At 60.3% G+C, this 18,923-nt stretch carries 19 protein-coding genes and 2 tRNA genes; 19 read left to right on the top strand and 2 right to left on the bottom strand.

Features of this window, described 5'->3' with window-relative positions; translation table 11 throughout:
• Positions 1-89: 89 nt before the first annotated feature.
• Positions 90-1,766, bottom strand: a complete 1,677-nt coding sequence (locus FJ958_RS02000) for a sugar ABC transporter substrate-binding protein (protein WP_140738717.1) — start codon at positions 1,764-1,766, stop codon at positions 90-92.
• Between the two features lie 292 nt (positions 1,767-2,058).
• Between FJ958_RS02000 and ugpC the strand changes: the two genes are divergently transcribed.
• From ugpC to rbsK, 3 genes are read left to right on the top strand one after another with little or no spacing between them, the layout of a single operon-like run.
• Complete coding sequence (gene ugpC / locus FJ958_RS02005; RefSeq protein ID WP_140738720.1) at positions 2,059-3,108, top strand: sn-glycerol-3-phosphate ABC transporter ATP-binding protein UgpC; 1,050 nt, start codon at positions 2,059-2,061, stop codon at positions 3,106-3,108.
• Positions 3,109-3,135: 27 nt separating this feature from the next.
• The gene (locus FJ958_RS02010; RefSeq protein WP_140609467.1) at positions 3,136-3,588 is read left to right on the top strand and encodes an RbsD/FucU family protein; all 453 of its coding nucleotides are present in this window, start codon (positions 3,136-3,138) and stop codon (positions 3,586-3,588) included.
• Between the two features lie 4 nt (positions 3,589-3,592).
• Complete coding sequence (rbsK, locus tag FJ958_RS02015; RefSeq protein WP_140738723.1) at positions 3,593-4,531, top strand: ribokinase; 939 nt, start codon at positions 3,593-3,595, stop codon at positions 4,529-4,531.
• A gap of 170 nt (positions 4,532-4,701) precedes the next feature.
• Here the strand turns inward: rbsK and FJ958_RS02020 are convergent.
• Positions 4,702-4,778 (bottom strand) — tRNA-Asp (locus FJ958_RS02020).
• A gap of 217 nt (positions 4,779-4,995) precedes the next feature.
• Between FJ958_RS02020 and FJ958_RS02025 the strand changes: the two genes are divergently transcribed.
• From FJ958_RS02025 to FJ958_RS02100, 16 genes are all read left to right on the top strand, one after another.
• Positions 4,996-5,071, top strand: a tRNA-Val gene (locus FJ958_RS02025).
• Positions 5,072-5,248: 177 nt separating this feature from the next.
• Positions 5,249-6,487, top strand: a complete 1,239-nt coding sequence (locus FJ958_RS02030; RefSeq protein WP_140738726.1) for a phage portal protein — start codon at positions 5,249-5,251, stop codon at positions 6,485-6,487.
• The gene (locus tag FJ958_RS02035) at positions 6,456-6,833 is read left to right on the top strand and encodes a hypothetical protein (protein ID WP_140738729.1); all 378 of its coding nucleotides are present in this window, start codon (positions 6,456-6,458) and stop codon (positions 6,831-6,833) included. Before FJ958_RS02030 ends, FJ958_RS02035 begins: the two co-directional genes overlap by 32 nt.
• A complete protein-coding gene (locus FJ958_RS02040) occupies positions 6,826-7,350 on the top strand; it encodes an HK97 family phage prohead protease (protein ID WP_140738732.1) in 525 nt (174 codons plus the stop codon). The genes FJ958_RS02035 and FJ958_RS02040 overlap by 8 nt, the downstream gene beginning before the upstream one ends.
• Complete coding sequence (locus FJ958_RS02045) at positions 7,347-8,489, top strand: phage major capsid protein (RefSeq protein WP_140738735.1); 1,143 nt, start codon at positions 7,347-7,349, stop codon at positions 8,487-8,489. The genes FJ958_RS02040 and FJ958_RS02045 overlap by 4 nt, the downstream gene beginning before the upstream one ends.
• A 32-nt stretch (positions 8,490-8,521) precedes the next feature.
• Positions 8,522-8,965: a hypothetical protein gene (locus tag FJ958_RS02050; RefSeq protein ID WP_140738738.1), complete on the top strand. Its 444-nt coding sequence runs from the start codon at positions 8,522-8,524 to the stop codon at positions 8,963-8,965.
• Between the two features lie 160 nt (positions 8,966-9,125).
• A complete protein-coding gene (locus FJ958_RS02055; protein ID WP_140738741.1) occupies positions 9,126-9,398 on the top strand; it encodes a hypothetical protein in 273 nt (90 codons plus the stop codon).
• Positions 9,398-9,859: an HNH endonuclease gene (locus FJ958_RS02060; protein ID WP_140738744.1), complete on the top strand. Its 462-nt coding sequence runs from the start codon at positions 9,398-9,400 to the stop codon at positions 9,857-9,859. The genes FJ958_RS02055 and FJ958_RS02060 overlap by 1 nt, the downstream gene beginning before the upstream one ends.
• Positions 9,850-10,461: a phage head-tail connector protein gene (locus FJ958_RS02065; protein WP_140738747.1), complete on the top strand. Its 612-nt coding sequence runs from the start codon at positions 9,850-9,852 to the stop codon at positions 10,459-10,461. Before FJ958_RS02060 ends, FJ958_RS02065 begins: the two co-directional genes overlap by 10 nt.
• Positions 10,461-10,847 (top strand): HK97 gp10 family phage protein, encoded by a 387-nt coding sequence (locus tag FJ958_RS02070; protein ID WP_140738750.1) that lies wholly within the window; start codon positions 10,461-10,463, stop codon positions 10,845-10,847. The genes FJ958_RS02065 and FJ958_RS02070 overlap by 1 nt, the downstream gene beginning before the upstream one ends.
• Positions 10,844-11,167 (top strand): phage head closure protein, encoded by a 324-nt coding sequence (locus FJ958_RS02075; protein ID WP_140738753.1) that lies wholly within the window; start codon positions 10,844-10,846, stop codon positions 11,165-11,167. Before FJ958_RS02070 ends, FJ958_RS02075 begins: the two co-directional genes overlap by 4 nt.
• Positions 11,149-11,574, top strand: a complete 426-nt coding sequence (locus FJ958_RS02080) for a phage terminase small subunit P27 family (RefSeq protein ID WP_140738756.1) — start codon at positions 11,149-11,151, stop codon at positions 11,572-11,574. The genes FJ958_RS02075 and FJ958_RS02080 overlap by 19 nt, the downstream gene beginning before the upstream one ends.
• Entirely contained in the window at positions 11,571-13,154 is a 1,584-nt protein-coding gene (locus FJ958_RS02085) for a terminase TerL endonuclease subunit (protein WP_140738758.1), read from the top strand. Before FJ958_RS02080 ends, FJ958_RS02085 begins: the two co-directional genes overlap by 4 nt.
• 5 nt (positions 13,155-13,159) lie before the next feature.
• Positions 13,160-15,187 (top strand): hypothetical protein, encoded by a 2,028-nt coding sequence (locus tag FJ958_RS02090; RefSeq protein WP_140738761.1) that lies wholly within the window; start codon positions 13,160-13,162, stop codon positions 15,185-15,187.
• 1 nt (position 15,188) lies between these two features.
• Positions 15,189-15,575, top strand: a complete 387-nt coding sequence (locus FJ958_RS02095) for a DUF3168 domain-containing protein (protein WP_140738764.1) — start codon at positions 15,189-15,191, stop codon at positions 15,573-15,575.
• 4 nt (positions 15,576-15,579) lie between these two features.
• Positions 15,580-18,921, top strand: a complete 3,342-nt coding sequence (locus FJ958_RS02100) for a phage tail protein (protein WP_140738767.1) — start codon at positions 15,580-15,582, stop codon at positions 18,919-18,921.
• Positions 18,922-18,923: the final 2 nt, after the last annotated feature.

Raw genomic sequence — 18,923 nt, forward strand, 5'->3', positions numbered from 1 at the left:
CTCTTCTGCCACACTGACCGACAGGAGCCGGTCAAAATTCGGCCCGGCGATGATGTGACGCCGGGCCGTGACTTTTATCAAGAGTCCACTTAGGCGCCGAGCGAGGCCTTGTAGAGCTTGATCTGCTTCTCGCGGCCGATCTGGTCGGTCAGCTTCTCCCAGGCCGCGGCGATGGCATCCGCACCTTCCTGTGCCTTCATCTTGCCGGCGAAGGTGTTGGCCAAAATGTCCTCGGCGGCGCTGTAATACTGGAAAATGCCGGGAATGCGTGGCTCGATCGCCGCGTTGGGATGGTTATAGCTGTCAGCTTCCGACTTGAGATAAGAACTGATGAAAGCCTCGTCGTAGCCGGCCGCCACCCACTCCGGGATGTCAAAGTGGGAATTACGATAGGGCTGGAAGCCCGACGGATAGGCCGCGCACCAGAGGGACAGGTCTTTGCCACCGAGATGGGCAGCGGCTGACCATGCCGCCTTCTTCTTCTTTTCGTCGGCATCGACCCGGGCCATGACATAGACGCCCCAGCCGAGATAGGCGCAGTTCGGCGAATAGTTCGGGCCGCTGGCGAGCTTGTCCCACTTGCCGGTCTTGGAATTGTAGACGTCTTCGGAGCCCGGCAGGATTGAGAAGCCGGTGACGTCCCCGACGACCGAGGAGTCGTTGGTCTTCGCATTCGAGCCGGCATCTCCCCACCAAGCCAGCATCGAGCCAGTGCCGCCGAGGAATTGGGAGAAACAGGTCTGGTTCGGGTCGGCGTTGATTTGATCTTGCGGTTCGAAGGGCAGCGCGTCGATCACGTCCTGGATCGCCCGCACCCAGGCCGGATTGTTGACGCGCGGTTTCATCGTATCCGGATCGAACAGCCATGCCTTGTCGTCGGGATGCTTGGCATAGGCACTGGCGCGGCTGCCTAGGAAGTAGAAGCCGAAACCGCCCCAGGGCTTGGGCGCGTCGAGATAGCCATAGACGTCTTGGCCCTTCATCTGCTTGCCCTTGAGGAATTTGGTCACGGCCTGCACCTGCTGCCAGGTCTTCGGCACGCCCCATTCCGTCAGGCCTGCCTTGTCGCCGCCGTCGGCTTTCCAGGCTGCTGCCAGGTCAGAGTCGGAGAACACGTCGGTGCGGTAGTTAAAGTTGTGCGTGTCTCCGTCGACGGTCACCCGATACTGCTTGCCATCCCAAGTGCCGACCGGCGGCTTCAGATAGGCCACCAGATCGTCCATATCGATCTGCTTCTTCACCCAGTCTGGCATTTCGGACGTGAGGCCCTTGCCGCAGACATCGCCTTCGAAAGGCGCACCCATCTCGACGATATCAAAGTCGATTGTATTGGTGGCGATCGACTGCTGCAAGCGGGCGTTGTAGTCGGCCTGCGCCAGGTCGATCCAGCTGATCTTGGCGCCGGTATAGGCTTCCCAAGGCTTCAGAAAGCCGCGGAACAGCACGTTATGCAGGTTCTGGTTGTTGAGACCCATGAACTTGAGCTCGACACCGGCGAACTCGCCTTCCTTGACACTGGCCTTGGTCGCATCGAGGCAGAGCTCGCCGACCTTCTGGAAATCGGCATCGGTCGGCTGGCCTTTGCCGACGCCGGGAATCTGCAGGATTTTTGCACGAAGTTCGCTTGCCGCGGAGGCAGGACGCGTCAAGGCGCCGAGACCCGCGCCCGATGCCGCCGCGATCGCGGCCATCGACGCCGCGCCTTTCAGTATGTCGCGTCTGGTAGCGCCGGCACGGACCAGTTTCTCGTAAATGTCTACTCTCATCGATTGTTCCTCCCAGAACATCTGTGTGGATGGGTGTGGCCAAACTTTTCAGGCGCTGGAGCGCCAACGATTCTCCCGGCTCGGAAGCGAACTTTGCAGGTCCCCACCTGCTCGATTGAAGTTCCGATTTCGCGGTTCGGGCGACCAGTATTCGGACCAGCGCCAGTCACTATTCTCACAACCAAACGCCGTGTCAACGAGAACGGGTTTTTATCTATAAGGGACCGACTTGCCCTGACCGGTCGCGTTGGCTAGCTTCTGCGCCTGCGGCCAGTGAGCCGATGGGGGAGACATGGCTCAAGTCACAATCAGCAAAGTGGCCAAGGCATTTGGAACCGTCAAGGTTCTGCACGAAGTCAGCGTCGATATTTCGGATGGTCAGTTCGTGGTGCTGGTCGGTCCCTCGGGTTGCGGCAAGTCGACATTGCTCAGAATGGTGGCCGGGCTGGAGACCGTCTCGGGCGGCACGATCGCCATCGGCGACCGCGTCGTCAATCATCTGCCGCCTGCAAAACGCGACATCGCCATGGTGTTCCAGAACTATGCGCTCTATCCGCACAAGACGGTGGAGCAGAACATGGCGTTTGCCCTGAAACTGCGGAAAACCGATCCGGCCGTGGTCGCCGAGCGGGTCAAGCGGGCCGCCGACATCCTCGACCTCAACCCTTACCTGAAGCGCTACCCCCGGCAGCTTTCGGGCGGTCAGCGCCAGCGCGTGGCCATGGGCCGCGCCATCGTGCGCGACCCGCAGGTGTTCCTGTTCGACGAGCCGCTCTCCAATCTCGACGCCAAGCTGCGTGTGCAGATGCGCACCGAGATCAAGGAACTGCATCAGCGGCTGAAGACGACCACCATCTACGTCACCCACGACCAGATCGAGGCCATGACCATGGCCGACAAGATCGTCGTCATGCGCGATGGCCACATCGAGCAGGTCGGCGCGCCGCTGGATCTGTTCGATCGGCCGGCGAACCTGTTCGTCGCCGGCTTCATCGGCTCACCTTCGATGAACCTGCTCAAGGGCGTCATGCGCAAGGGCGGCGTCGACATTGCCGGAACGATGTTCCCGCTTGCTCCCAACAATGTCGTTGAGGAGGGGCGAGGCGTCGTCTACGGCGTGCGGCCCGAACATCTCGAAATCCACCCCGACGGCGTGCCGGCGAAGATTTCGGTGGTCGAGCCGACCGGCTCGGAGACCCTGGTGTTCCTCCGCTTCGGCGACGGCGAGATGGTGGCACTGTTTCGCGAGCGCCACGACTTCAAGCCGGGCGACATGCTCAAGCTCCGGCCAAGGCTCGACCACATTCATCTCTTCGACGCCGAGACCGGCAAGCGTCTTTGATCTCAAACGGACTTCAAGAGGACCATCATGCTCAAAGGGATCGATCCGCTGCTCAATGCCGATGTGCTCCAGGCATTGCGGGCGATGGGGCATGGCGACGACCTGATCATCGCCGATACCAACTTCCCGTCCGATTCGGTGGCGCGCCAGACGGCGCTCGGCCGGCTGCTGCGCATCGATGCGTCGGCGGCGCAAGTGGTCAAGGCGGTGCTGTCGCTCTACCCGCTGGACACGTTCGTCGACGATTCCGCCGCCCGTATGGAGATCGTCGGCAAGCCGGACGAGATTCCGCCGGTGCAGAAGGAAGTGCAAAAGGAGATCGACGCGGCCGAGGGCAAATCTTGGCCGATGCTGCCGGTCGAGCGCTACGCCTTCTACGAGCGCGCCAAGCAGGCCTATTGCGTTATCCAGACCGGCGAGCGCCGCTTCTATGGCTGCTTCGCCTTCCGCAAGGGCGTCGTTCCGCCGGACGCGGAGTAGCGGCATGGCTTCGGGCAAGCCGATCATCATCCTCGGTGTCTTTGTCGCCGACACCGCCTATCGCGCCGATCGCCAGCCCCGCATGGGTGAGACGATCCTCGGCAACTCGTTCAAGCTCGGGCCGGGCGGCAAGGGATCGAACCAGGCGGTGGCCGCCGGCAAGCTCGGCGCCGACATCACCTTTCTGACAAGGCTCGGCGTCGATGCCTTCGCCAACATGGCCAGGCAGACCTGGAAGGATGCCGGCGTGAAGAGCGCCGTCATCGACACGCCGGACAGCTACACGGGCGCCGCCTATATCTTCGTCGAGGAGGGGAGCGGCAACAACGCCATCATCGTCAGCCCCGGCGCCGCCATGTTGATCTCGCCCGAGGACATCGAAGCCAATGCCGCCCTGATCCGTGGCGCCGGCGTTTTCGTCACCCAGCTCGAACAGCCGATCGATGCCGCGATGCGGGCACTGGAGATCGCGCGCGGGGCAGGGGTGACGACCATTCTCAACCCCGCCCCCGCTGCCAAGTTTCCCGACCGCATCTACACACTCAGCGACTATCTCACGCCCAACGAGACGGAGACCGAGGAGTTGACAGGAATGAAGGTCTCCTCGGTCGACGACGCCCGCGCCGCCGCCGGAAAGCTGCTCGAAAAAGGCGTCGGCACGGTCATCGTCACGCTGGGCGACAAGGGTGCGCTGCTGCACACGAAGGATCGCTCCGAGCACATCCCGGCGATCAACGCAGGTCCCGTGGTCGAAACCACGGGGGCGGGGGACGCCTTCAACGGTGGCCTTGCCGCGGCACTGTCGCGAGGCGTGCAGCCGCTGCAAGCGGTGCGATTCGCCTGTGCCGTCGCCGGCATTTCGGTGACGCGACCCGGCACGGCACCGTCGATGCCGACCCTGCAGGAGGTCGAGGCGCTGCTGGCGAAAGGCGATGCGGCTTAAGCCGAGACCTTAGCCTCGGAATCCAGCCTTCAACGCCCCCGTTAATATGCTCAAGAGACCGAGCCGAGGTCCGAAAGAACTTGTGTCGCTTGATGCTTTGCAAGGGGGGGATCCTGACATTCAACGTCGACATTTCTCCAAAACCAAGGGCTTGATACCCTTGAGAGAAATGGCGCGAGTGACGGGGCTCGAACCCGCGACCTCCGGCGTGACAGGCCGGCACTCTAACCAACTGAGCTACACCCGCGCATTGACGAGCACGTGTCAGCCGTGTTCGTCGTTGGGCCGCTGGATAAGGGGTTCGCCACCGGGTGTCAAGCGCACCAAACCATCATAACAGCAAACTGGAGAAGGTTTTTTGACAGCCGGCGTTTTGTAGGCAAATCCGGCGTGCGAACAGGGCGTCAGCTGTTCATTTGGCCTTGCGAAGCCGGTCCCGACCGCTTAAAGGTCCGCGCCGGAGCGGGCGATTAGCTCAGTTGGTAGAGCGCTTCGTTTACACCGAAGATGTCGGCGGTTCGAGCCCGTCATCGCCCACCATATTTTCAAGGCCTTAGCGCGGAATTACGAAGCGCTCCTATGGTTCAATGAACCCTTCGGCGTGGGGCTGGGCCAGACTGTCTGCCATTTTGAGAATCGCAGAATTTCCAGATTTAACGAGATTCAACAAGACTTTAGCCAATAGCAAATCAACCGGCATGCCCGCACATCTGAGGCATGTCGATACTGGATTTGTTCCGCACCGAGAAACGAGCGATGGCGTATGACAAATACGTCTGGCTTGTGCCGTTGTCTTCAACTGGCGTTCCCGTCTCGGCTGAATCGGCACTCACTTCGCCTACCACCTTGGCCTGCTATCGACTGTTGGTTGACACCATTTCAACCCTGCCGATTCATATCTACGAGCGACTGGCAGAAGGCGGAAAAGCGCGTGCCGTTCATCCGGCCGAAAAGCTGCTCAACGGCTTCACGGCGCCTTGGGAGCACAACGAGACATTCCGCAAGAAAGTTACAGGCGACGCCATTCTTCACGCCGACGGCTTGGCGGTAGCCATTAAGGTCCAATCGGGCTCGCGGCGAGGCGAAACTCTTGAGATCCATAGGCTCGACCCGAGAGCGGTGCGGATCGAATACGATCGCGCCACAGGGGAGCCGCGTTACACTGTGACGCTCGCTGATGGCACCAAGGAATACGCCTGGCAGGACGTCATCCACCTCCCTGGCATCTTCAACGGCAGCACCACCTGTTCAAAATCGATTGTCGATCTTGCCCGAGAGGCAATCGGTATCGACATCGTCATGGCGCAGCATCAGGCGAAGCTTTTCGCCAACGGCGCCCGGCCGGCCGGCATACTGAAAATCCCCGGCAAGCTAAGCGAGATCGCCGTAGACCGAATCCGGGAGTCATGGAACTCCCAGCATCAGGGCTCAGAAAACAGCGGCAAGACAGCCATCCTTGAGGGTGGCGTTGAATTTGAGCCCATCAGCCTCAACAGCACTGACGCCCAATTCCTTGAACTGCGCAAGCTGGCCATTGAGGACATTGCCCGCGCCTTCGGCGTGCCGAGCATCCTAGTAGGTAGCCTTGATCGCGCGACTTGGAAAAACGCCGAAGAGCTGTCCCGGCAATTCCTTACGTACTGCCTGAAGCCATGGCTGAACGCCTGGCAGGCCGCGCTTGAGCGGGCTCTTCTGACGCCGGCAGAGCGCGACAGTCTCTTCATTGAATTCGTCGTGGACGACATCGTCCGCGCCGATCTTGCGTCTCGCTTCAACGCCTATTTCCAAGCCGTTGGCGGCCCTTGGATGCTCGCAAACGAGGCGCGCGCCGCCGACAACCAAGCGCCGGTCGAAGGCGGTGACGTTCTGAGAACGCCACTGAACACGGCACCGGCCGCTTCAACCCCCACACAACAGGACCAAAATGAAAACTCAGACACAGCAGCCGCCGCGTAAGAAACCCGTGCCGGAATCGCTCCGTGAGGACATGAAGCCACGGCCCTTTCCGGTCGAAGGCTCAGGCCTTTCTCTCTACGCCACACCGCTCGACCTGGCCAACCTTCAGGCAGCGCTTGACGAAGAGGGACTGCTTGTCGTGCTGCACAGGCTTTTGCGAGCTGACATCGAGGCGATCAACGCCGCAGCGCCGCACTGCCTCATGAATCCGGACTTCACGCCGTGGGTTGGCGACGTCGATTCCTTGCCTCTGTCAGTCATGGAACTCGGAAACTTGCTTGCGGACGTCGTGCACCGTCGCATCTTCGGCCGCCAGCTGACAATCGAGGCCGGCCCTGATGCGTGAACATTTCGACATCCTCGAACTCCGCCTTGATGCTCCGGCCGAAGACGGGACGGTAGAAGGCTACGCCGTGAAGTTCGACACAGTGGACTCCTATCGCACGACTTTCGACAAACGAGCCTTCGACGGCACTGCCAAGCGGTTGCCGATGCTCTGGAGTCACGATCCCAGCTCCGTCATTGGATCATGGTCCAGCTTCAACGTTGCCGATGACGGCTTGCGGGTGAAGGGGCGCCTAAACCTTGAAGTGGAACGAGCCCGCGAGGTGCGCTCCATGCTTGTCAACGGCGATATCGAAGGCATTTCGATCGGCTTCGAAACGGTCACTAGCGAATCCCGAGCCGGCGGCGTGCGGCATATCAGCAAGGCAGTTCTCCATGAGATCTCACTGGTAGCCATGGCCTCAGTGCCAGGCGCCAAAGTGACCAACGTTCGACACGGCCGTGAGAGCGCGGCGGCCGCATTCATCACCGCACTCAATGCGGCAACCCGCGCTTTCGCAGAAGGAAAATCAAAATGAAAAATTCGAGAATTGAAACCCGCTCAGCCGTGCGGCTGGAGACGCGAAACGATCCCGATCCCATCGAAGCGGCAACGCAGGCGGTGACGGAAATGCGCACGGCATTCGATGCCCGCATGGCCGGCCTTGACGAACTGCAGACCCGCATGGACGAGCTCGAAACGCGCGCGGCGCGCCCTGGCACGCAGCAGCAACGCACCGAAGAGCCTACCGTCGAACAGCGCGCTTTCGTCGGGTACGTCCGTAGCGGTCGGGAAGCGCTTCCGGCCGAAGAATCACGCGCCTTGCGCATCGGTGACGACACGGCCGGCGGCTTTTTGGCACCGCCTGAATTTCAAACTGAAATGCAGCGCGAACTGGTCCAATACTCGCCCATTCGCGAAGCTGCCCGCGTCGGCACAACGGCGCGCGGCTCCGTCATTTTCCCTGAGCGTACGTCGATCACCAACGCTCTGTGGGAAGGTGAACTGGAGGACTCCGAAGAGTCCAATCTGGCATTTGGTCAGCAAGAGATTTTCGTGCACGAGATGCGCACCTTCGTCGACATCTCGAACAAGTTGCTCGAGGACGCTGGCGTCAACATAGAGTCAGAACTGAACATGGCTCTAGGCGAAGACTTCGGCCAGAAAGAGGGCATCGCCTTTGTCAACGGCACCGGGGTCAAGCAGCCATTCGGCATCATGCAGAATGCCGACATCGGCGTAACTCTCAACGGTCACGCAACGACGCTGGCTGCCGATCCGTTGATCAGCTTGTTGTACGGGCTGCCGAAGGCCTACCGGCAGCGCGGCGCGTGGCTGATGAACGGCAGTACGCTGGCCACTATCCGCAAGTTGAAAGACGGACAGGGAAATTATCTTTGGCAACCGTCCTACCAAGCTGGGGAGCCAGAGACCCTACTGAGCAGACCAATTGTCGAAGCGGTCGACATGCCCGACATCGCAAGCGGCGCCTTTCCGATCGTCTATGGCGACTTCGCCGGCGGTTACAGGATCTACGACCGCGTCGGCCTGTCCGTTCTGCGTGACCCGTTCACCATGGCGAAGAAAGGCCTTGTGCGCTTCCACGCACGTCGCCGCGTAGGCGGTGCTGTCACCCAGGCCGCGCGCTTCCGCAAATTGAAAATGGCCACCTCGTAAACGGCGGCGCCAAGGAACAAGGAAAAACGAATATGCGTGAACTAAAAAGCAGCTTGGCCTCTCGGCAATCGCTGGCGCCGGCATTGCGGATCACCACCGCAACCGGAACCGCGATCGATCGTACCGGCTTCGAAAGCGTCACCTTTGTTGTGCACGTCGGCGCATGGACCGACGGACAACACATTGTGTATTTCGAGCACTCCGACGATGGCAGCACCTACTACACCTGCTTAGAGGACGATCTTGTCGGCGCCACAGTCAACCTAACTACCGGCGAAAAATGGGGCGTGACGATCGAAGACGACGGCTCGAGCCCAACGGCACCGACCTACCACAATGAGAATATCCTCATCGGGTACGTTGGCGACCGGCAGTACATCCGGCCGAAGTCCTATATCGACGACGCCCCGAATACCGGCGCGTTCATCGGTGTTGACGCCATTCTCGGCCATGCGAGCAAGAGACCCACTGCATAGGACCGGCTCACTCCTTAGAGGCCTCGCGATCAGGCTGCAAACGGCAGCGCGCCTCCCTGAGCCGGTTCTCTTCGCGAAAGCGTGGAAGGGCCAAGGCGCGCAAGATCGCTTCTAAGGCGGACGGTGCTAGAGCCGTCCGCCCATTTCGAAAGGCAAAGCGATGTTTGACCCATACGAAGACAACCAGCCAGGCCCCGGCTCTTTGGGTCGCTCGGGCCGCCTTGTCGTTCCATCTAACACAACCGATCTGCCAGTACTGGCAAAGGCCCTGTGCGTCGGCACTGCCGGCAATGTCAGCGTGATCCCTGCACTGAACGCCGATGCCGATGTGATTGCGTTTGTGGGTGCGCCGGTCGGCTTCGTCGTGCCGTTCCAAGTCCGCCGCGTCATGGCGACCGGCACGACTGCCACCGTGTACACAGTCGAAGACTGATGCCCAGCGCTCCCGACCGTCTCTGCTCATGCGGCAAGCGTGTCCGTTACGGTTACATCTGTGCCTGCCAGGTCGCACGCCGCCAAGCGGCGGAAGAGAAGCGCCAGACGTCGCGCCAACGCGGCTATTCCAAGAAGTGGGACGTCGAAGCCAGGGCTTTCCTTAGCCTGCCAGTCAACCGGCTTTGCGCCTGTGGCTGCGGCCGCACCGCTCAAATGGTCGATCACATCATCCCGCATCGCGGCAACCCGCAACTGATGTGGGACCGGAGCAACTGGCAAGCGATGACGACCGCCTGCCATAGCCGCAAGACGGCCAAGCATGACGGCGGCTTTGGGAATCCGACACGGGAGGGGGGGTCTCGAGCTTTTGAGAGTCACGATGGGGACCGCGCCCCCCGCGCACAAAAAAACAGCGCCGAAAAAATCCGGCCCACTGGAGGCAATTTCTCATGGCGCTGAAACTCATCGCGGCCCCGGAAGACGATCCCGTGACGCTTGCCGAAGCCAAAGCCCATCTCAATGTGTTCGGCGACGACGACGACGCGCTTATCCAGCGGCTTATAGCGGCGGCGGCGGCCTCATTGGATGGCCCTTATGGCGATCTCGGCCGATGCCTGGTGAGCCAGACCTGGCAGATGACATTGGACGCGTTCCCGCGCGGCGCGATCGTCATGCCGTTGCCGCCGACCATCTCCGTCCTGTCGCTCACCTACATCAATTCGGCCGGCGTCGAGATTGTGGAACAGCTTGACGGTACTGGCGACAGTCCGCCCGTCGTCAGCGAGGTTTTTCGCGTCAGCGGACTGGGCACCGAGCGCGCCACCATCACCGCCGTGACTGCATGGCCGTCGACATCGATGCGACCGGAGGCGATCACGGTGACATTCAAGGCCGGCTTCGCTGAGTTTGGGGACGATCTGCCGCAGGATCTCAGGAACCTCGTCCTGGCCCGTGTCGGCGCCGCCTACGCGGTGCGCGAATCCACCATAATCGGCATCCAGCAAGGCGCCAATTCCGAGACAGACGCGGCGCTTGATCGCTACCGCATGAGGGGTTTCTGATGATCGACGGCCTGAAAGCCCTTGAAGAGAAGATGTCCCGCATGTCTCGCCCGGCAAAGGAAGGGATTCGGGACTCGCTGGACAACGGCGCCAATCGCATCGCGAACCTGGCCCGTAGTCTGGTTCCGGTCGACGAAGGCGAATTGAAAGAGTCGATCCGTGTCAGCCAGGGGCGGCATGAGCTCGCAGTGGACATCAAAGCGGGCGGAAAGCTCACCAGGCGCCCGGTGCGCGCCGGCATAACTGAGCCAGAATACGACTATGCGGCGAAGATCGAATACAAACAGCCGTTCTTTTACCCTTCATATCGGGCGCTGAAGAAGACAGTGCAGCGCAGCATTTCGAAGGCGATCCGGGTTGCCGCCAATCTGGATTCGAAACGATGATCGCCGCCGGCCGCCTTGACCGTCGGATCGACATTCAACGGCTCACCGAAAGCCGCGACGCGACCTATGGCGCCGTCGTTGAAACTTGGGCCAACTGGAAGACTGCAGTCCCCGCCGGCCTCACTCAGTCCACCGGCCGCGAGTTTCTGAGCACCGATCAGACCGTTTCCGAGCGCCTGAAGGTGTTTCTCGTCCGCTATATCGACGGTCTTACCGTCCGCGATCGGGTGATTTTTGACGCCGTGTCCTACGACATCGGCGATATCCGCGAGATTGGCCGGCGCCGTTTCCAAGAAATTCAGTGCGCGGCGACGACATGACCAGGGGGCCAGTCCGCAAAAGACGCGTTGTCGCCGCTAAAAAGCCTCCCCGAGCGCCGAAATGGGTGCCGTCGATCGCGGCCGATGTCTACCGCCGCGTCACGACGGAGCTCAACAGCAAGGGCTTGCTGAAGAACGGCAACCGCGACCTGGTTGAAATTTACGTCGGGACCATCGCCGCAATCCGCCGGCTGAACGCTGCAATCGAGCAAGACGGCACCACTTTGCACGAAAAGGGCAAGCCTCTCAGGGTGCATCCTGCTTACGCGATGCTCACCGAAAAGGAGAAACAGGCGCGCATGCTTGCCGGTCGCTTGGGCCTCATCGAAGACACCAGGGCGGCACAGCGAAAGGCGGGAACTGACGTCTCAAATTCCGACGACGAAGAGGAGTTTGACGACCTATGATCCGACCCGAATGGATCTTTGACGACTCGACGCTTGCCGATCCGCACGGGTTTGGTGAGCGCGCCGTTACGTTCATTCGCAAGCTGAAGCATCCGAAGTCGACGGCGCCGAAACATGCGTTCCAGTTGGACCGCTGGCAGGAAAGAATCATCCGAAGAGCGTACGGGGACACGGACGCAAATGGCCGCCGCAAGGTGCGCACTGTTTATCTCAGGGTCGGTCGCGGCAACCGCAAGACATCGCTTGTCGGCGCGCTGGCCCTGTTGCATCTGGTTGGGCCCGAGCGCGTGCCTGGCGGCCTTGGTATCGCCGCTGCATCAGACCGCAACCAAGCAAAATTGACGTGGGAGGAAACCACCTCGATTGTCGCCATGTCGGCAAAACTGAGCGAGGCGACAGAGAAGCGAGAGGCGCCGGTCTATAGCGTCACGCATCCGAAGACTCGAAGCCGGTTCGAGGCGATCTCCAGCGACGGAGACAGCAAGCACGGCAAGACGCCGACATTCGTTGTCACCGATGAGATACACGCGTGGCAGGGGCGGCGCCTGTGGGCGGCACTGACAACTGGCCTGGTGAAAGTCCCCGGCACACTGCACCTCATCACCACGACGGCCGGCGCGGGGCAGAACACGCTTGCTTTCGACATGGAAACCTACGCCCGCGCTGTCGCTTCAGGGCAGATTGTCGACCCGTCTTTCCTGCCAATCATCTTCGAAACGCCGGAGAACTTCGATTGGCGCGATGAAGCGGGCTGGCACTTTGCCAATCCTGGCCTTGAGATCGGCTATCCAGACATTGCAGGGCTGCGCACCATGGCGCGCCAAGCGGAATACATGCCGGCGGTAAAGGGGGAATTCGAGCAATATCACTTGAACCGCTGGCGCGAAGCCTCGCTTTCGCCCTGGCTCGACATGGATGTCTACGACGAAGGCGCCGACCCATTCGACGATGAGGAGCTAGAGGGCGAAGACTGTTGGATCGGCGTCGATTACGGCATGGTTGGCGATCTAACTGCGATCGTTGCCGCGTTCCCCCTTGGCGATCGAATCCGGCTGCTTATCTGGGCCATGGCGCCGGAAGCAACCCTTCTGGAAAAGGCCGAACGCGATGGAATGCCGTATCCGCAGTGGCGCGACGACGGCCACCTCATGCCGACAGAGGGCAACATCGTCGACCGCAAGGCACTGGCGGATTTTCTACGCACCTTGTGCGAGCGCTTCCATGTCAGAGAAATCGCGTACGATCCCTATAAACTGACGGAGACAATGGCGGAATTGGCAGAGGACGGCCTTCCTGTTCTCGCCATGCGGCAGGGTTGGGCCACCATGGGTCCGGCCGTCGAGAGCCTTCAAGCCGCCATTCTCACCAAACGGCTGCAGCATCGCGGCAATCCCATACTTCGCGCGCATATGGCCAACGTTGTCACGCGTGTCGATCCAGTCGGCAACCAATCCTTTCACAAGGGCAAGAGCAAGGGCCGCATTGATGCCGCCGTCGCCGCTGCCATGGCCGTTCATCGCGCCGTCACTGGCGAAGCGCCGTCGCCGTACGAAGAGCGCGGCATCGTTTTTGTGGGGTAAGAAAAATGGCTGACACAACAGACGAACACAAACTAATCGTCTCGCTTGAGGCGAGGATCAACAACTATACGAAGGCTATCGAGAAGGCGCAGCGCGACACAACACGGCGGATGCAGGGCATTGAGAACGCGCTGAAGGCCCCCCGGGCGGAGATGGGTCGGTTCGAACAGGCAGGCGTCAAGATGGCGTCAAGCTTTTCCAAGTCGGTAGCGAAAGCCTCGTCCTCACTCGCGACCTTTGGCGCTGGTCTCGCGGCCGGTGCTGGTCTCGCTGCAGTCGCATCACTTAGCGGCGCATTCGACAAGCTGAAGGCAACAATCAGCGAATACGACGAAATCGCGACCAACGCCAAGCAGACCGGGTTGAAGACAGATACCTTTCAGGCTCTTGGTTTCGCAGCGAAGCAGGCGAACATTGATCAGGAAGCATTCAACGCCTCGCTGACGATCTTCGCCAAGAACTCCGGCTTGGCCGAGCGCGGAACCGGCGCTCTCTATTCCGGCCTGAAGAATCTCAATCCTGAACTGCTCCGCTCTATCCTCAACACCAAGGACCAGGAGGAACGGCTCAAGCTGGTTTCCGACGCCCTTGCCAGAACCACAGATGCCAGCCAGAAGGCGGCACTTGCGGCGGTTGTCTTCGGCAAGGGCGGTGTCGAGATGGCACGGTTCCTTGACCAGGGCCGCGCCTCGATAGAGGCAATGAAGAAAACCGCCCTAGGCCTGGGGATCGTTGTCCCTGACGAGTTGCTTCAGCGAGCCGGCGAACTTGACGACAAGTTGGACGTGCTGGCCAAGGTCATTCACGTGCAGCTCGGCGAAGCCCTGATCAACCTTGCCCCCGTACTAGTGAAGGCAATGGAAGGCTTTGCTGACTTCTCTAAGCAGATCAACACCACCGCCGCGTCGTTGGACAACTTCGTCAACAACCCAAGTTGGGCGAACCTCGAAAGCCTCGTTGTTTCTTTGGGCGGTGAGAAATTCCGGGAAGGCAGTCTTTTGGCCCGGCTGGCGAGTGGCAATCTGGCGCCCAGAGGCGCTAGCGATATCGCCGAACTGACGCGGGGCATCGATTTCTTAGAGACCAAGATTGCCGAGCTTCAGGCACAGGCCGCGCAAGGCGTTGACGTTCATATCGAGATCGCGGACGCCACGGCAAGCCTGAACGACCTGGAAGCTAGATTGGGTCAAGTCCAGGCAGCCGCCGTGACAACCGCAAACACCATCGCCGGGGAATTCGCGCAAGCGTTCCGCACGGCAGAAAACGCATCAATGGACGCACTCGCGGCAATGCAAAAAGCCGCTCCAACGGCCCAGCATCCGTTGCCAAGAGTGACAGCCTACAGGCCCGGCACCTCTGGACCGCCTAGTGTCACGGATTATGGAGTGGGAAGTTCTGATCTTGGCCTGATAGACAGGTCGACTAGGTCTGACGACTCGGTGGTAAATGGCGTGAGGGTCAGGAAGTATGGAGGGCAGGAGAGCAATCCGGCCAATTTCCTTTCCGAGCACACCGATCAATACGGCGCTAAGATTTACGACACTTCCAAGGACACCGCTGGCTATACCCAAGACACCGCGACCAACGTGTCGAAGTTGGACGGCAACACTCGAGACTACCTCCAGAACCTGAGCGGCGACATAGGCGGCTACGCGCGGCAGCAGATGGCGCAGCAGACCGTAGCCATCAGCAAACTGTCTGAAGTCGCTTCGTGGATGAAACTCAACTCGTACGCTCTGGCGGCGCTGGTCCACAACAACGACAGCGGCGCAACCGGCTATGGCGCAACCATGTTCGGCGATTCGTTCGATTCTCAATATGGCAGCTACATTTCGAGTTGGGGCGTCGGCACCGTCAAGAGGCCATCTCTGCAACTCGGCTCCAGCGACGTGGGCCAGAAGCCGGCCGCTCTGGGCAACATCACCGTCGGCGACATCAATGTGAACGGCATCACCGACGGTGCCGAAGCAGGCCGACAGGCCGCCTATGAGTTCGTTCGAACCGTCTACGGCGCAATGAGCTCGGGGAATTGAGATGAGCGGAGCCCATATCGTCCACGCCATCCTGGCATCAGATTCGACGGTCACCGGCCTCGTTGGGGATAGGATCTTTTACACGATTGCGCCGCAAGAGGCGGCCCTACCGCATGTCGTGATCCTCAAGGGCGGATTGACGGAAGAGATCATGTTGGGCGGGGCGTCTGGCTATCCGTCCGAGAGGATCACGCTTGCCTGTCACGGTGCCGATTTCGCTGCCTCAGAGACCCTTGGCGATGCCGTCATTGCCGCGACGCATGACAAACAAGGCACATTCGCAGGGAAGGAAGCGACCGTTTGGCGGGATGATGTAGAAGCGACGGACTATCTGCCCGCCAATCGAACACAGCGCCGGCTTGTAGGCGTCAATATCAGGTGGCGTTAGGCCGATGTCTCTGGCCAGACCCGTCCTATATTTCGGGGCCGCTCCTCCTCGTGTCAGCAACGTCGCGACTCGCCGGACCGGTCTGGTCACTCCGGTAGCGCTCGGGCGTACCAAGTCGGCGGTACTCGGCAGCGGGCGCGTCGACGGCATTCCGGTCTATGGCCAAGCCAAGGTCGTAACGACCAACTACAAGGAACATCGGGTTGGGTCCACGCCTGTTTTTTCCGCTCCAGATCCCACATCTGTGGCGACTATCGACGTCGTCTATCTCCTGGCCAAGGACTACTTCCGCCGCGGATACAAACTCCTCCGCATCGAGGCAGATCAAGAAGTCGTCTTTGATGCCGAGAATGGCGCCATACCCAAGATCGAATTCCGATTTTACGACGGCCTGCAGACGGTCGTTGACCCGATCGTAAGGCAGATCGTCGGAGAAAATGCCGGCGCTCACACCGGCGATGTCCTGCTTGCATTGCCGGACTACCCTTCACTGAAGGCGCCGACGATTACGGCGGTGATCTCCAACGCCGCGACGGACACTGGCGGCAGTGGGGAGATTTCATGGACCGGTCAGGCGCCGGCAAACATGAGCTCGGCCTATCAGCATGCCGCGTACGATCCGGTCGACGGGCTGATCTACCAGATTCTGACGTCGCAACAGCTACCTGGCACGCCCGTCATGTACCTGTCGGTGCTGGACGTCGACACCTATAGCGAATTGTACCGCGTTCCGTTGCAGAACACGGAGGCCTATGTAAGCGGCGGCGTCTTGGAGGCGGAAGGCGTCTGGGCAACCCCGCTTGGCTTAGGGTTCATCCTCGTGCGCTTGGCGAAGGATGACCCACTGGCGCCGACCCGCGTCTACAACGCTACCACTGGCGCCTATGTCGCTGAGTGGCTGGATTCGGCAACGCAGAACATTGCCTGGCAGGGGTCGATTCAGTTCGGCGATAACTGGCTGGTGGCCGGCGCGGATTTTTCCGGGGCCAACCCGGCGCATCCTGTGGTCGGTGTCATCGACATCACCGCAGGAACATTCGACGTCACATCACTGGATACCAGCCAAAGCTTTGCGACGGCATATCGCGGCAGGCAGTTCTCTGCATCTGCTGCCTCATTCTTCTATGTGCACGCCGGTATCATTTATGAGATCACTTTCTCTGGCGACACTTGGGCCACTACCGTAGCCTACACGCCCGCCGGGACAGTCACGGCCGTCCACTATGATCCTGAGACAGAATACCTTGTCGTTCTGGAAGAGTTTCCATCTGGAACATTCAACGTCCAGTTGGTGACTCCGGACACTGGCGCGATTGCGGACGCGTTCACCGTCTCGCTCCCCCTGTTCGACATTTCCGGGACCTTTGGTTCTCAACGAGACTACGCCCGCCCGGGCTACGCATTGTTCAGTTCGAGCGCGCAAGATCTTTGGGCCGTCGACATCGCCGGCCACACCGCGACCAAATTGGCCGATGTCAACGCGGAAACCGGACAGGATGTGTCCTACGGTTTTTATGACCACGCTCGGCTGTCTTACTTCATGTCGCGCGGGGATACGGTTTGGACCAGGTACACCATCCCGGGCACCACTCCGGGGCAGATCACCACGCAAAGCCATATCGTCGACTTGCTGACCTATCTCGGCCCCTACACCATCGATCAGATCGAATTCTCCGGGTTTGAGGGCCTGACCGATTGGGGAGATGTGATCGACAAGAACATCAGCATCAAGGCGCTCCTGCGCACATATCAGGATCCGCTTGGCTTCGTTTGGTCCGACATCGGGAGCAAGATCGTCTTCCGCAAGACCCCAACCGACGGTTCATTCACTCCCGACGCGTCAATTGCCGATACCGACATTGTTTTTAAGAAAGGTGGCTCGATCAAATCTGACGATGAGAGCGACATCACCCGAGTTGCAAAGGTGTCTCTGGAGTATGTCTCGAAGGACGACAATTATCAGCCGCGCACGGTAACAGCCGACGCTTTCGGTTCCCTCTACGAGGTGACGCGATCGACAAAAGCGCAAGACTTCTCAACGTCGCTTACCCTCTCAGATACCGACGGAGAACGGCTTGTTCATGAGCTCCTTTGGAGGCTTCAGGCCAGGACTCACGCCTTTTCTGCCTATGCCGAGTTTGCCCGGATGATCCCCGGCGACGTGGTTACCGTGGTGTCCGGTGCCGTGAGTTACGCGGTCGAACTCACCAAAGTGAACATCAAAGAAAGTCTAGTCGTTGAACTCGAGGCGAGAGACTTTCAGACTTCCCTTTCCGCTGAAGTGGCCGCCGTCACAAACGCTGGCTTTTCCGGGATCTCGACCGTCACCGTTCTATCGCAGTACATCCACCTTGATATCCCTCTGCTCCGCTATTCCGATGACGCGGCCGGCGCCGGAATTGTTCAATACGGCGTGGTTGCCTCACGTGGTCAAGCCAACTGGGGCGGCGGCACTCTCTACGCCGACCTGGCTCCCGAATACGATCAGGCGCCACACGGCGGCGTCATAGGCGTTTGTGACGGCGCGCTCGGCAACCCATTAGTCCCCTTCGCGACGGATGATGACTCGACCGTCACTATCCGCAAGATTTCCGGTAACGCGGCGCTGTTGGTTGACAGAACTGAGGCCGATGTTCTTGCTGGCCAGAACCTTGCCTTCATCGGCACAGCGGGCCGCTGGGAGGGCGTTGGCTACAAGGCAGTCACCGACAACGGCGACGGCTCCTACACGCTCTCAGGCTTCGCAGTGAGGGGCTATCGCGGCACGGAAGTGTTTGCCCACCTTCACCAGGTCGGTGACCTTTTCGTGCTAGCAAGTCCGGAGTGGGTGCATGGGGTTCGCCATCCGACGTCGGATCTAAACGCGAGCAAGCTCTACAAGGCCGTCGGATTTGGGCAGAGCCCGGCTGCGGTAGCTGCAGCGGCTCACGTCCTTCGCGGCGCCGCCGAAACACCATATGCGTGCGTCAACCTCAATGCCTCATTGGGCGATAGCCCGCCAACAGGAATCGATCTCTCCTGCGATCATCGTTCGCGGCTGGCGGCCGGCCTCAATCCCGCGAACCACGGTGAGGCCACGCTGGCTTTCGAATGGGATGTGATGGACGGCGAAACCGTTTTGCGGACGCTGACCAGCTCGATGCCATCTGTGCACTACATCGACACCGACATTATCGCCGACTTCGGGGCCTATCCGGACGAACTGACCTTCCGTGTCTACATGATGAGCGCGGTTGTCGGGCGCGGGTACAGGGCGCAGCGACACGTTGTTTTCAACTACACGCCAACCATGGATTCGACGGTGCTGACACTCGACAGCACCGTAATCACACTCGATCAGGAATAGGA

It is taken from the genome of Mesorhizobium sp. B2-3-5, assembly GCF_006442395.1.
GTDB lineage: Bacteria > Pseudomonadota > Alphaproteobacteria > Rhizobiales > Rhizobiaceae > Mesorhizobium.

What these genes read in the sequence shown, in the direction of transcription:
- FJ958_RS02000 (WP_140738717.1), bottom strand. Translation starts at nt 1,766, where the DNA reads ATGAGAGTAGACATTTACGAGAAACTGGTCCGTGCCGGCGCTACCAGA.
- ugpC (WP_140738720.1), top strand. Translation starts at nt 2,059, where the DNA reads ATGGCTCAAGTCACAATCAGCAAAGTGGCCAAGGCATTTGGAACCGTC.
- FJ958_RS02010 (WP_140609467.1), top strand. Translation starts at nt 3,136, where the DNA reads ATGCTCAAAGGGATCGATCCGCTGCTCAATGCCGATGTGCTCCAGGCA.
- rbsK (WP_140738723.1), top strand. Translation starts at nt 3,593, where the DNA reads ATGGCTTCGGGCAAGCCGATCATCATCCTCGGTGTCTTTGTCGCCGAC.
- FJ958_RS02030 (WP_140738726.1), top strand. Translation starts at nt 5,249, where the DNA reads ATGTCGATACTGGATTTGTTCCGCACCGAGAAACGAGCGATGGCGTAT.
- FJ958_RS02035 (WP_140738729.1), top strand. Translation starts at nt 6,456, where the DNA reads ATGAAAACTCAGACACAGCAGCCGCCGCGTAAGAAACCCGTGCCGGAA.
- FJ958_RS02040 (WP_140738732.1), top strand. Translation starts at nt 6,826, where the DNA reads ATGCGTGAACATTTCGACATCCTCGAACTCCGCCTTGATGCTCCGGCC.
- FJ958_RS02045 (WP_140738735.1), top strand. Translation starts at nt 7,347, where the DNA reads ATGAAAAATTCGAGAATTGAAACCCGCTCAGCCGTGCGGCTGGAGACG.
- FJ958_RS02050 (WP_140738738.1), top strand. Translation starts at nt 8,522, where the DNA reads ATGCGTGAACTAAAAAGCAGCTTGGCCTCTCGGCAATCGCTGGCGCCG.
- FJ958_RS02055 (WP_140738741.1), top strand. Translation starts at nt 9,126, where the DNA reads ATGTTTGACCCATACGAAGACAACCAGCCAGGCCCCGGCTCTTTGGGT.
- FJ958_RS02060 (WP_140738744.1), top strand. Translation starts at nt 9,398, where the DNA reads ATGCCCAGCGCTCCCGACCGTCTCTGCTCATGCGGCAAGCGTGTCCGT.
- FJ958_RS02065 (WP_140738747.1), top strand. Translation starts at nt 9,850, where the DNA reads ATGGCGCTGAAACTCATCGCGGCCCCGGAAGACGATCCCGTGACGCTT.
- FJ958_RS02070 (WP_140738750.1), top strand. Translation starts at nt 10,461, where the DNA reads ATGATCGACGGCCTGAAAGCCCTTGAAGAGAAGATGTCCCGCATGTCT.
- FJ958_RS02075 (WP_140738753.1), top strand. Translation starts at nt 10,844, where the DNA reads ATGATCGCCGCCGGCCGCCTTGACCGTCGGATCGACATTCAACGGCTC.
- FJ958_RS02085 (WP_140738758.1), top strand. Translation starts at nt 11,571, where the DNA reads ATGATCCGACCCGAATGGATCTTTGACGACTCGACGCTTGCCGATCCG.
- FJ958_RS02090 (WP_140738761.1), top strand. Translation starts at nt 13,160, where the DNA reads ATGGCTGACACAACAGACGAACACAAACTAATCGTCTCGCTTGAGGCG.
- FJ958_RS02095 (WP_140738764.1), top strand. Translation starts at nt 15,189, where the DNA reads ATGAGCGGAGCCCATATCGTCCACGCCATCCTGGCATCAGATTCGACG.
- FJ958_RS02100 (WP_140738767.1), top strand. Translation starts at nt 15,580, where the DNA reads ATGTCTCTGGCCAGACCCGTCCTATATTTCGGGGCCGCTCCTCCTCGT.